This window comes from Streptomyces sp. NPDC001606 (assembly GCF_053596835.1).
Window position 1 is genome coordinate 242,308 of sequence record NZ_JBSFHC010000004.1, and the last position, 12,331, is coordinate 254,638.

Sequence of the window (12,331 nt, forward strand, 5' to 3'; positions counted from 1 at the left end):
GTGCCCTCCTGTGTACCTGCCACAGACCCGGCCGGGCCGTCCGATTCGGTAGGGTCGGCGGCGATGCGCAAGACCCTGATCGTCACCAACGACTTCCCGCCCCGGCCGGGCGGCATCCAGGCCTTCCTGCACAACATGGCGCTCCGCCTGGACCCCGGCCGGCTGGTCGTGTACGCCTCCACCTGGAAGCGCGGCCGGGAGGGCGCCCTGGCCACGGCCGCCTTCGACGCCGAGCAGCCCTTCACCGTCGTACGCGACCGTACGACCATGCTGCTGCCCACCCCGCAGGCGACCCGGCGCGCGGTCGGGCTGCTGCGGGGACACGGATGCACCTCCGTCTGGTTCGGCGCGGCGGCCCCGCTCGGCCTCATGGCCCCGGCGCTGCGCCGGGCCGGCGCCGAACGGCTCGTCGCCACCACCCACGGGCACGAGGCGGGCTGGGCCCAGCTGCCCGCGGCCCGGCAGCTGCTGCGGCGGATCGGGGAGTCGACGGACACGATCACCTATCTGGGCGAGTACACCCGGTCGAGGATCGCCACCGCGCTGACCCCCGAGGCCGCCGGGCGGATGGTGCAGCTGCCGCCCGGCGTGGACGAGAAGACCTTCCACCCGGACTCCGGCGGCGCCGAGGTGCGCGCCCGGCTCGGCCTCACCGACCGCCCGGTCGTGGTCTGCGTCTCCCGGCTGGTCCCGCGCAAGGGCCAGGACACCCTCATCCGGGCCATGCCCCGCATCCTCGCCGCCCAGCCGGACGCCGTGCTGCTCATCGTGGGCGGCGGCCCCTACGAGCGCGAGCTGCGCCGGCTGGCGGCCGAGACCCAGGTCGCCTCCGCCGTCCGCTTCACCGGCGCCGTCCCCTGGTCCGAGCTGCCCGCCCACTACGGTGCCGGCGACGTCTTCGCCATGCCCTGCCGCACCCGGCGCGGCGGCCTGGACGTGGAGGGCCTCGGCATCGTCTACCTGGAGGCGTCGGCGACCGGGCTGCCGGTGGTCGCCGGCGACTCCGGGGGCGCTCCGGACGCGGTCCTGGACGGGGAGACCGGCTGGGTCGTCCGGGGCGGTGAACCGGCCGAGGCCGCCGAGCGCATCGTGGCCCTCCTCGACGACCCCGAGCTGCGCCGCCGCATGGGCGAGCGCGGCCGCCGGTGGGTGGAGGAACGCTGGCGCTGGGACCTGCTCGCCGAGCGGCTCAAAGCCGTGCTGTAAACCGAACTTCCTTGACCTGATGGTGCGTTGACGCTTGGCGGAAGCCCGTAATCCGCCCATGCTGCGCGCATGGCACCCAAACTGATACAGCGTCAGCTGACGAGACGTCACATCCTGGGCATGGCCGCCCTCCAGACCGCGGCCGCCCTCGGCTTCACCCGCATCGGACTCCAGTCGGCCCGGGCGGCCGAGCCCGCGCCGGTCGAGTCCGCCCCCGCCGTCGTCGTGGGCTCCGGATACGGCGGCGCCGTCGCCGCCCTCCGGCTCGGCCAGGCCGGCATCCGCACCCTCGTCCTGGAGATGGGCCGGCTGTGGAACACGGCCGGCCCCGACGGCACGGTGTTCTGCTCCACCACCGCCCCCGACCGGCGCTCCATGTGGTTCCGCAGCCGCACCGAGGCCCCGCTCGCCACCTTCCTCTGGCTGGACGTGGTCAACCGGGACATCAGCGCCTACCCCGGCGTCCTGGACCGCGTGCACCACGACGCCATGTCCGTCTACGTCGGCCGCGGCGTCGGCGGCGGCTCGCTCGTCAACGGCGGGATGGCGGTGACCCCGCGACGCTCCTACTTCACCGAGCAGTTCCCCACCGTGGACGCCGACGAGATGTACGGCACGTACTTCCCGCGCGCCCGCGCCGCGCTCGGCGTCAACACCGTCGACCCGGCCTGGTTCGAGTCCACCGACTGGTACCGCTTCGCCCGCACCTCCCGCAAGGCCGCGGCCTGCACGGGCCTGAAGACCACCTTCGTCCCCAACGTCTACGACTTCGGCTACATGCAGGCCGAGGCGGCCGGCACCGCCACCCGGTCCGCGCTCGCCGGCGAGGTCATCTACGGCAACAACCACGGCAAGCGCAGCCTCGACAAGACCTACCTCGCCGCCGCCCTCGGCACCGGCAACGTCACCCTGCACACCCTGGAGAAGGTCACCTCCGTCCGCCGGGCGAGCGACGGGTCGTACCTCCTGACCGCCGACCGGATCGACGCCACCGGCGCGGTGGTGGAGCGCAAGCAGTACGGCTGCACCTACCTCTTCCTCGGCGGCGGCAGCCTCGGCACCACCGAACTCCTGGTCCGCGCCCGGGACACCGGCACCCTGCCCGACCTGAACGCCGAGGTCGGCGCGGGCTGGGGCACCAACGGCAACACCATGCTCGCCCGCGCCAACCACCTCTGGGACACCGTCGGCGCCGACCAGTCGACCATGCCGGTGCTGGGCATCGACGACTGGGACAACGCCGACAACCCGGTCTTCGCCGAGATCGCCCCGCTGCCCATGGGCTTCGAGCACTGGGTGAGCCTGTACCTGGCGATCACCCGGAACCCCGAGCGGGCGTCCTTCTCGTACGACTCCCGGACGGACGCGGTACGGCTCGGCTGGACCGCCGAGCAGAGCGCGGTGTCGGTGGCCATGGCGAAGAAGCTCTTCGACCGGATCAACCTGGCCAACGCCACCCTCTACCGCTACGACCTCTTCGGCTCGGCCGGCAAGGTCTTCGCGGACGACTTCACCTACCACCCGCTCGGCGGCTGCGTCCTCGGCCGGGCCACCGACGACTACGGCCGGGTCAAGGGATACCCGCGGCTCTACGTCACCGACGGCTCGCTGGTGCCCGGCTCGATCGGCGTGAACCCCTTCGTCACCATCACCGCGCTCGCCGAACGCACGATGGCGCGGGTCCTCGCCGAGGACACCGCGCCATGACGCGAGGAAGCGGCTACTTCTGGTAGATGGCCTCGATCTCGGACGCGTAGTCCTTCGCCACCACGTTCCGCTTGAGCTTCAGCGACGGGGTCAGATGGCCCGACTCCTCCGTGAACTGGGAGGGAAGAATGCGGAACTTCCGCACCGATTCCGCCTTCGACACCGCGGCGTTGCCGTCGTCCACGGCCGCCTGGATCGCCGCCAGCAGATCCGGGTCCTCGCGCAGCGACGCCGCGGTGGAGCCCGCCGGCTTTCCGTGCTCGGCGGCCCACCGGCCCAGGAACTCCTCGTCGAGGGTGACCAGCGCGCCCACGAACGGCCGCCCGTCGCCCACCACCATGCACTCCGCGACCAGCGCGTGCGCCCGGATCCGGTCCTCGATCACCGCGGGGGCGACGTTCTTGCCGCCGGCCGTGACGATGATCTCCTTCTTCCGGCCGGTGATCCGCAGATAGCCGTCCTCGTCGAGGGTGCCGATGTCACCGGTGTGGAACCAGCCGTCCGCCAGGGCCTCCGCGGTCGCGCCCGGGTTGTTCCAGTACTCCTTGAACAGGTGCTCGCCGTGCAGCAGCACCTCGCCGTCGTCCGCTATCCGCACCACCGAGCCCGGCAGCGGCTGGCCGACCGTGCCGATCTTCTGCCGGTCCCAGGGGTTGAAGGCCGTGGCCGCGCAGGACTCGGTCAGGCCGTAGCCCTCCAGCACCGTGAAGCCGATGCCCCGGAAGAAGTGCCCGAGCCGCTCGCCGAGCGGGGCGCCGCCGGAGATGGCGTACTCCCCGCGGCCGCCGAGCACCGCCCGCAGCTTGCTGTAGACCAGCTTGTCGAAGACCTTGTGCTTGACCTTCAGACCGAAGGACGGACCCGAGGGGCTGTCCAGCGCCTTGCTGTAGGCGATCGCGGTGTCCGCCGCCCGGTCGAAGATCGCGCCCTTGCCGTCCGCCTGGGCCTTGGCCCGCGCGGAGTTGTACACCTTCTCGAAGACCCGCGGCACGCCGAGGATCAGCGTCGGCCGGAACGCGGCCAGCTCGTCGGTGAGGTTCTTGATGTCCGGGACACAGCCGAGCTTGATCGGCGCCATCATCGGCGCGATCTGCACCAGCCGCCCGAAGACGTGCGCGAGCGGAAGGAAGAGCAGCACCGAGCACTCACCGGTGCGGAACAGCGGACGCAGCCGCTCCACCACGTTCCCGCACTCGGCGAAGAAGCTGCGGTGGGTGAGGACACAGCCCTTGGGCCGGCCGGTCGTGCCGCTCGTGTAGACGATGGTCGCCGGGTCGTCGGCCCGGGCGAGCGAGCTGCGCTCCTCCACGGTCGCGTCCGACAGGCCCTCGCCGAGCCGCCCCAGCTCCGCCACCCCGCCGGCCTCGATCTGCCAGACGTGCTTCAGGGCGGGCAGCGTCTCGCGCACCGACTCCACGGCGGCCAGGTGGTTGTCCAGCTCCACGACGCACGCGGTGGCGCCCGAGTCCGACAGGATCCACTGGACCTGTTCCGGGGAGCTGGTCTCGTACACCGGCACGGTGACCGCGCCCGCGGACCAGATCGCGAAGTCGAGGAGCGTCCACTCGTAGCGCGTGCGGGACATCAGGCCCACCCGGTCGCCGGGCTGGACACCGGAGGCGATCAGGCCCTTGGCGGCGGCCCGGACCTCGGCGAGGAAGGCGGCGGCCGTCACGTCCTGCCAGGCCCCGCCGGTCTTGCGGGCGATCACGGCGACGTCGGGATGCTGCGCGGCGTTTCTGCGGACGATGTCGGTCAGATTGCCGTCCGCAGGGACCTCGTACAAAGCCGGAAGGCTGAACTCGCGCAAGACTGCTGCTCCTCATAGGGCGCCGGCGCCACGACGTTGTGCGATGCGACGGTGCGGTCCAAGGCTCGGGCTAGTGCTCAAAATCCGGTGATTGAAATTCAGAGCACGACTGGACTGCCCGGACGTTACCCGCCGGTATGGCTTCTACGACAGGGGGTCCCTGCGAGATGTTCGCTGCGTCACACATGTGCGGCGTTCCTTCGCGCACAGTAGTCCACGGCCGAAGCAACCGGCGAGTAACCGCAGGCGGCACCGAGACTGTTCACAACTGCACCGCTCCGCCTACCCTTGATCGTCATGGCCTCCACACCCTCCGCCCAGCGCGGGACCCGCGTCCACGTGGTCAGCGACGTACACGGCAACGCCCGGGACCTGGCCAGAGCCGGTGAGGGTGCCGACGCCCTGATCTGCCTCGGCGACCTCGTCCTCTTCCTCGACTACGCCGACCACTCGCGCGGGATCTTCCCCGACCTGTTCGGCACCGAGAACGCCGACCGGCTCGTGGAGCTGCGCACCGCCCGCCGCTTCGAGGAGGCCCGCGCCTTCGGCGCCCGGCTGTGGGCGGGCATCGCCGCGGACCGCGCCACCGCCATCGAACAGGCGGTGCGCAAGCAGTACGCCGAGCTGTTCGCCGCGTTCCCCACCCCGACCTACGCCACCTACGGCAACGTCGACATGCCGCATCTGTGGCCGGAGTACGCGCGCCCCGGGACCACCGTCCTGGACGGGCAGCGGGTGGAGATCGGCGGTTGGACCTTCGGCTTCGTCGGCGGCGGACTGCGCACACCGATGCGCACCCCGTTCGAGATCAGCGACGAGGAGTACGCCGCGAAGATCGAGGCGGTCGGCGAGGTCGACGTGCTGTGCACGCACATCCCGCCGGAGGTGCCCGAGCTGGTCTACGACACGGTCGCGCGCCGCTTCGAGCGGGGCAGCCGTGCCCTGCTGGACGCCATCCGCCGCACCAGGCCCCGGTACTCCCTCTTCGGGCACGTCCACCAGCCGCTCGCCCCCCGGATGCGGATCGGCGCGACCGAGTGCGTGAACGTGGGGCACTTCGCCGGGACCGGACGGCCCTTCGCGCTCGCCTGGTGACCGGCCGGACATGCGGGTGAAGGGGGCGGGCCGACGGCGCGGTAGCCTTCACGCTGCACACACGTGCGCAGCCCGGCGCACGAAAGACTCTCTTCGGTCCGGTATCTGGAGGAGCCACGGCGATGGCGGAACACACCAGTTCGAGCATCACGATCGAGGCGGCTCCGGCCGACGTCATGGCGGTGATCGCCGACTTCGCGCGCTACCCGGACTGGACCGGTGAGGTGAAGGAGGCGCAGGTCCTCGCCACCGACGGCCAGGGCCGCGCCGAGCAGGTCCGCCTCGTCATGGACGCGGGCGCCATCAAGGACGACCAGACCCTCGCCTACACCTGGACCGGCGACCACGAGGTCTCCTGGACCCTGGTGAAGTCCCAGATGCTGCGCTCCCTGGACGGCTCCTACCTGCTGAAGCCGGCGGGCGCCGGGGCCACCGAGGTGACCTACCGCCTCACCGTCGACGTCAAGATCCCGATGCTCGGCATGATCAAGCGCAAGGCGGAGAAGGTCATCATCGACCGGGCGCTGGCGGGCCTGAAGCAGCGCGTGGAGTCCGACCGCTAGCTCCCACCGCGCCGGGCGCCGGTCCGGCACCCCGTCCGTTACGGTTCACCCTCATGCGCACCATCCTGATCACGGGCCCGGGCGGCAGCGGTCGTACCACCATCGCCGCCGCCACCGCGCTCGACGCCGCCCGCGACGGCATCCGGACGCTGCTGCTGAGCGCCGACCGCACCGACACCCCCGGCGCCGCACTGGGCCACCCGACCGGACCGGCCCCCACCGAGGCCGCCCCGCACCTCACCGTCTGGCGCCCGGACGCCACCGCCCGCTTCCGCGAGGACCTCACCGCCTTCCAGGACCGCGCGGCGAGCGTCCTCGACCTGCTCGGCGCCGCCCGCCTGGACGCCGAGGAGGTCACCCCGCTGCCCGGGGCCGAGGAACTGTCCTTCCTGCGGGCCCTCAGGGACGCGGCCCTCTCCGAGCGCCACGACCTCCTCGTCGTGGACCTCCCGCCCCTGCCCCAGGCCCTGGCCCTGCTCGGCCTGCCCGGGGAACTCCGCCGCTATCTGCGCCGGCTGCTCCCGCCCGAGCGGCAGGCGGCCCGCGCCCTGCGCCCGGTCCTCGGCCGGCTCGCCGGCGTCCCCATGCCCGCCGACTGGCTGTACGAGACGGCCGCCCGCTGGGACGTGGAGCTGGCCGCCGTGGAATCCGTGCTCGCCGACCCCGGCACCGCCGTACGGCTGGTCGCCGAACCCGGACCGGCCGGCACCGACGCCATCCGCACCGCCCGGCTCGGCCTCGCCCTGCGCGCCCTGCCCACCGAGGCCCTGATCGCCAACCGCGCCCTGCCGGACACCGCCCCGGACACCTGGTTCGCCGGACTCCTCGCCCAGCAGCGCAAGGCGCTCGCCGAGTGGCGCCCCGACCACGCCACGCACACCGTCGCCCACCTCGGCCGCGACCCCCAGGGCGCCGACGACCTCACCGCCCTCGCCGTCCCCGCCGTCAACCCCGCGACCACCCCGGTCGAGTGGCCCGTCACCGACGCGATCCGCGAGGACGGCGTGCTGGTCTGGCACGTTCCGCTGCCCGGCGCGATACGGGACGAGCTGGACCTCATCCGGCGCGGCGACGAACTCGTCCTCACCGTCGGCCCGTTCCGCCGGATCGTCCCGCTGCCCTCCGCCCTGCGCCGCTGCACCGTCGCCGGAGCCGGACTCCGCGAGGGCGAGCTGCGCATACGCTTCGCCCCCGACCCCGCCCTGTGGCCCGCCGCCGGCCGCTGAACCGGGCACGCCCGTTCGGGTAACGTCGTAAAGGCGAACCGCAGTCAGGAGTCCGCCATGAGCGAAGAGCGCCCCGCACCCGATCCGCACGAGGAGCCGGCCCGGGCGACCGACGCCGACGCCTGGGCCACGGCCTGCGCCGAGGACCTCGCCGCCGAGAAGGCCCGCCGCCGCACCGACTACGGCCCCCCGCCGGGCTCGGCCGCCGAGGAACTGAAGAAGCTCGTGGAGACGGTGGCCGACAAGCTCTCCGGCCTGCGCTCACCGCTCCTCGGAGCACTCGCCGGGCCCGCCGCCGAGCAGGTGGTGCGCCAGGTCGTCCAGCAGGCGAAGGCCGCCGTGGAACCCGTCATAGAGCGCAACCCGGACGTCTTCGACCACCTCGCCGCGGCCGGCGGCGAACTGCTGGCCGCCTACCGCTCGGCCGTCGAGGCCCAGGAGCGGCGCTGGACCGCCCGGACCGCCGACGACCTCGCCGAGGACTGGCGGGACCGGCGCGACAAGGGGGAGGACGGCGGCCCGGGGGAACGCATCGACCTGGACTGACGCCCTCGCGGGGCAGGGCCTCGGGTACGGTTGGCCGTAGCGGGGCTCGACCGAAACTGAGGGATTCATGGGACTCACCATCGGCGTCGACATCGGCGGCACCAAGATCGCGGCCGGCGTGGTCGACGAGGAAGGCAACATCCTCTCGACCTTCAAGGTGCCGACCCCCACCACGCCCGAGGGCATCGTGGACGCCATTGCCTCGGCGGTGGAGGGTGCGCGCGCCGGACACGAGATCGTCGGCGTGGGTATCGGTGCGGCCGGCTATGTGAACCGGCAGCGCTCCACGGTGTACTTCGCGCCGAACATCGACTGGCGCCAGGAGCCGCTGAAGGAGAAGGTCGAGGCCCGCGTGGGCCTCCCGGTCGTGGTCGAGAACGACGCCAACGCCGCCGCGTGGGGCGAGTACAAGTTCGGCGCCGGCAAGGGCCACCGCAACGTCATCTGCATCACCCTCGGCACCGGTCTCGGCGGCGGCATCATCATCGGCAACAAGCTGCGCCGCGGCCACTTCGGCGTGGCCGCCGAGTTCGGCCACATCCGGATGGTCCCGGACGGCCTGCTCTGCGGCTGCGGCTCGCAGGGCTGCTGGGAGCAGTACGCCTCCGGCCGCGCCCTGGTCCGCTACGCCAAGCAGCGCGCCAACGCCACCCCGGAGAACGCCGAGGTGCTGCTGTCCCTCGGCGACGGCACCCCGGACGGCATCGAGGGCAAGCACATCTCCATGGCCGCCCGCCAGGGCGACCCGGTCGCCGTGGACTCCTACCGCGAGCTGGCGCGCTGGGCCGGCGCGGGCCTCGCCGACCTGGCCTCGCTCTTCGACCCGTCCGCGTTCATCGTCGGCGGGGGCCTCTCCGACGAGGGCGAACTGGTCCTCGACCCGATCCGCAAGTCGTACAAGCGCTGGCTGGTCGGCGGCAACTGGCGCCCGGTGGCCGATGTGATCGCCGCCCAGCTGGGCAACAAGGCGGGCCTGGTGGGCGCCGCCGACCTGGCCCGGGAGCCCGACCCGATCATGTAGAGAAGCCTGTGTTGCCAAGGGGCGCGGGGGCTGTATCACCATGCGGCTCCGCCGCGTGGGCGCGACCAGCCACGACAACGCGGCAGTCGCCCGCGAAACCCCGCGCCCCGAGCTGTTCGGCGTACATTGATCTCCATGGCGCCGCTCCCCAACTCCACGACAGAGCCCGACGGTTCGGCCGTCATCCGCGTCCTCAGCTACAACATCCGCTCGATGCGCGACGACACCGCCGCCCTCGCCCGGGTGATCACCGCCTGCGCCCCCGACCTGGTCCTCGTCCAGGAAGCCCCCCGCTTCTTCCGCTGGCGCAAGAAGCTCGCCCGGCTGGCCGCGGCCTCCGGCCAGGTGATCCTCACCGGCGGCGCGACGGCCGCCGGCCCGGCGATCCTGTGCAGTCTGCGGGCCACCGTCGAACGCACCGAGGACACCCTCCTGCCGCTCACCCCCGGCCTCCACCGGCGCGGCTTCGCCACCGCGGTGGTCCGCTTCGGCGGCGCCCGCCTCGGCGTGATCAGCTGCCATCTCAGCCTGGACGGCAGCGAGCGGTACGAGCAGAGCGGCATGCTCCTCGACCGGCTCGCCGCACTCGGCACCGAGCACGCCGTCGCCGGGGGAGACCTCAACGAGGGCCCCGGCGGCCGCGCCTTCCGCCGGCTGGCCGGGCCGCTCCAGGACTGCCGGGCCGTCGCCCCCTGGGGCGGCGAGGACACCTGGACCCACAGCGAGCCGCACCGCCGTATCGACGCGGTCTTCGCCACCAAGGGCGTCGAGGTGCTCGGCTGCGGGGTACCCCTGGACCAGCCGGGCGTCAGCCGGGCAGACCTGAGGGCGGCCACGGACCACCTCCCGGTCCTGGCCGCCCTCAGAATCCCGGCCGGCTGACGCGCTCTAGACCACGGCCCCCCGGCCGGGGTCGCCGTCATCGTCGTCGTCCGTACGCATCCGGGCGACCAGCGTCGCGAAGCCCCCGAGGAAGCCGCCGATGCTCAGGGTCGCCAGCCACCAGGTCATGTCCCAGCCGAGCAGCACCGCGAGCAGCAGCAGCACCGGGCCGCCGACGACGCCCAGCCAGGCGAACTTGGCGGCGGTGTCGGCGGTCGGCAGCGGAGGCGGCTCGGGCGGTACGAAGTGACCCTCGTCGTCCTCGTCGAAGTCGTCCTCGGAGGGCTCGGCCACGGTGTAGTCGCGCGGACCGACCCCGGGCGCGAAGGACACCGAGCTGCCCAGCGGCCGTACCGGACGCTGCGCCGGCGCGGTCTCGCCCTCCTCCTCCGGCTCCTCGGGTTCCGGCAGCGCGAGATCCTCCACCCGCCGGAAGGGCCGGGAACCCGGCGGATCCGGCGGCTCCTCGCCGTACCCGGCGACGATGGCCAGCCAGGCGGCGTCCTCGTCGAACGGCACCCCCTGCTCCTCCGGCTCGGGGCCCTCCCGATCGCGGTCCCCGCGGTCGGAGTCGTGCTCAGCCAACTGCGGCCGTCCCTTCCTTGCCGACACTGGGTGCGAGCCGGCCGATGAAGGCGAGGCTCTCCTCGAAGATCCGGTCCGCGTCCTCGTCCAACGTCGCCACGTGGTAGCTGTGTTCCAGCACGACCTGCGATACGTCCGTGGACGACACCCGGCTCAGCACCCGCGCCGAGTCGGCCGCCGGTACGACATGGTCGCGGGCGCTGCGCAGCAGCAGCAACGGCTGGGTGACCTGGGGCAGCTCGCCGTCCAGCCGGCGCAGGAACTCCCGCAGCGAGTGCGCGGCGTGCAGCGGCACCCGGTCGTAGCCCAGCTCGGCCGCGCCCTCCTTCGCGATGTCGCTGGCGATCCCCCGGGTGGTCCGCACCAGGTGCCGGGCCACCGGAAGGGCGTACGCCGACAGCCCGTGCACCTTGTTCGCCGGGTTGACGACGACGACCCCCGAGACCCGCCCGCCGTGCCGCGCGGCCAGCCGGAGCGCGAGGGCACCGCCCATGGACAGGCCCGCGACGAACACCTGCGAGCAGCGCCGGGCGAGCACCCGCAGCTCGCGGTCCACCTCCGCGTACCAGTCCTGCCAGCCGGTGAGCTGCATGTCCTCCCAGCGGGTGCCGTGCCCGGGCAGCAGCGGCAGGGACACGGTGAGGCCGTGGGCCGCGTGGTGCTCCGCCCAGGGGCGCAGCGACTGCGGCGAGCCGGTGAAGCCGTGACAGAGGAGGACACCCACCTCCCCGCCCGCGTGGCGGTACGGCTCGGCTCCGGGGAGAACCGGCACCTTTCGACTCTCCTGTTCCTGGGCAAGGCCCCCGTCGGCGGCCGGCGGAGACGTGAAGAACTCGCGGATGTGGTTCACCGTACGCGACCGCACTGACACCGACCAGGGTCGTCGGCTCCTTCGCCGCTTCTCCGGGTTAAGGTCTGTTCGACGAAACCAGGAGGAGCGCGGGTGTTGTACGGCACGATGAAGGTCGCCATCGGAGGGCCGCTGAAGGTCGCCTTCCGGCCCTGGGTGGAGGGCCTGGAGAACATTCCGGCCGAAGGCCCCGCCATCCTGGCCAGCAACCACCTGTCCTTCTCGGACTCGTTCTTCCTGCCGGCCGTGCTGGACCGCAAGGTCACCTTCATCGCCAAGGCCGAGTACTTCACCACCCCCGGAGTGAAGGGCCGCCTGACCGCCGCCTTCTTCAAGGGCGTCGGCCAGCTGCCGGTGGACCGCTCCGGGGCGCGCGGCGCCGGCGAGGCCGCGATCAAGAGCGGCATAGAGGTGCTGCGCCGCGGCGAGCTGTTCGGCATCTACCCGGAGGGCACCCGGTCGCCCGACGGCCGGCTCTACCGGGGCAAGCCCGGCGGCCTCGCGCGCGTGGCCCTCGCCACCGGCGCCCCGGTCATCCCCGTCGCGATGATCGACACGGAGAAGATCCAGCCGCCCGGCAAGGTCGTACCGAAGCTGATGCGGCCCGGCATCCGGATCGGCAAGCCGCTGGACTTCAGCCGCTACCAGGGCATGGAGCACGACCGGTTCGTGCTGCGCGCGGTGACCGACGAGGTCATGTACGAGATCATGAAGCTCTCCGGCCAGGAGTACGTCGACATCTACGCGACCGCCGCCAAACGGCAGATCGCGGAGGCGGCGAAGGCGGCCAAGGAAGCGGAGAAGAAGACCGAGGCCTAGCACGGGCGACGGGGGGCGACG

The 12,331-nt window shown here is 72.6% G+C and carries 12 protein-coding genes; 9 read left to right on the forward strand and 3 right to left on the reverse strand.

What is annotated here, in order from left to right; genetic code table 11:
* Nucleotides 1-63: 63 nt before the first annotated feature.
* Nucleotides 64-1,206, forward strand: coding sequence for a glycosyltransferase family 4 protein (locus ACWCV9_RS10840; protein WP_450785558.1), 1,143 nt, complete (start codon nt 64-66; stop codon nt 1,204-1,206).
* 69 nt (nt 1,207-1,275) lie between these two features.
* Complete coding sequence (locus tag ACWCV9_RS10845) at nt 1,276-2,913, forward strand: GMC oxidoreductase (RefSeq protein WP_450785560.1); 1,638 nt, start codon at nt 1,276-1,278, stop codon at nt 2,911-2,913.
* A 13-nt stretch (nt 2,914-2,926) separates the two neighbouring features.
* Here the strand turns inward: ACWCV9_RS10845 and ACWCV9_RS10850 are convergent, their stop codons facing one another.
* Nucleotides 2,927-4,723, reverse strand: coding sequence for an AMP-dependent synthetase/ligase (locus ACWCV9_RS10850; RefSeq protein ID WP_450785562.1), 1,797 nt, complete (start codon nt 4,721-4,723; stop codon nt 2,927-2,929).
* A gap of 297 nt (nt 4,724-5,020) precedes the next feature.
* Between ACWCV9_RS10850 and ACWCV9_RS10855 the strand changes: the two genes are divergently transcribed.
* The 6 genes from ACWCV9_RS10855 (at nt 5,021) to ACWCV9_RS10880 (ending at nt 10,056) form a co-directional block, all read left to right on the forward strand.
* Nucleotides 5,021-5,818 (forward strand): metallophosphoesterase family protein, encoded by a 798-nt coding sequence (locus tag ACWCV9_RS10855; protein ID WP_385844009.1) that lies wholly within the window; start codon nt 5,021-5,023, stop codon nt 5,816-5,818.
* 122 nt (nt 5,819-5,940) lie between these two features.
* Nucleotides 5,941-6,381 carry an SRPBCC family protein gene (locus ACWCV9_RS10860; protein WP_450785563.1) on the forward strand — a complete coding sequence of 147 codons (441 nt, stop codon included), beginning with the start codon at nt 5,941-5,943 and terminating at the stop codon, nt 6,379-6,381.
* A gap of 53 nt (nt 6,382-6,434) precedes the next feature.
* Nucleotides 6,435-7,607 carry an ArsA family ATPase gene (locus ACWCV9_RS10865; protein ID WP_450785565.1) on the forward strand — a complete coding sequence of 391 codons (1,173 nt, stop codon included), beginning with the start codon at nt 6,435-6,437 and terminating at the stop codon, nt 7,605-7,607.
* 57 nt (nt 7,608-7,664) lie between these two features.
* The gene (locus ACWCV9_RS10870; RefSeq protein ID WP_450785566.1) at nt 7,665-8,153 is read left to right on the forward strand and encodes a DUF5304 domain-containing protein; all 489 of its coding nucleotides are present in this window, start codon (nt 7,665-7,667) and stop codon (nt 8,151-8,153) included.
* 67 nt (nt 8,154-8,220) lie between these two features.
* The gene (locus ACWCV9_RS10875; RefSeq protein ID WP_385844003.1) at nt 8,221-9,174 is read left to right on the forward strand and encodes an ROK family glucokinase; all 954 of its coding nucleotides are present in this window, start codon (nt 8,221-8,223) and stop codon (nt 9,172-9,174) included.
* Nucleotides 9,175-9,309: 135 nt separating this feature from the next.
* On the forward strand, nt 9,310-10,056 hold the full coding sequence (locus tag ACWCV9_RS10880; protein WP_450785567.1) for an endonuclease/exonuclease/phosphatase family protein: 747 nt from the start codon (nt 9,310-9,312) through the stop codon (nt 10,054-10,056).
* A gap of 6 nt (nt 10,057-10,062) precedes the next feature.
* On the opposite strand, the gene ACWCV9_RS10885 is transcribed toward ACWCV9_RS10880, so the two are convergent.
* Complete coding sequence (locus ACWCV9_RS10885) at nt 10,063-10,641, reverse strand: hypothetical protein (protein WP_385844001.1); 579 nt, start codon at nt 10,639-10,641, stop codon at nt 10,063-10,065.
* Complete coding sequence (locus tag ACWCV9_RS10890; RefSeq protein ID WP_450785569.1) at nt 10,634-11,413, reverse strand: alpha/beta hydrolase; 780 nt, start codon at nt 11,411-11,413, stop codon at nt 10,634-10,636. Before ACWCV9_RS10890 ends, ACWCV9_RS10885 begins: the two co-directional genes overlap by 8 nt.
* A 174-nt stretch (nt 11,414-11,587) precedes the next feature.
* On the opposite strand from ACWCV9_RS10890, the gene ACWCV9_RS10895 reads away from it, so the two are divergent.
* On the forward strand, nt 11,588-12,310 hold the full coding sequence (locus ACWCV9_RS10895; protein WP_385844109.1) for a lysophospholipid acyltransferase family protein: 723 nt from the start codon (nt 11,588-11,590) through the stop codon (nt 12,308-12,310).
* The last annotated feature ends 21 nt before the right edge of the window (nt 12,311-12,331 follow it).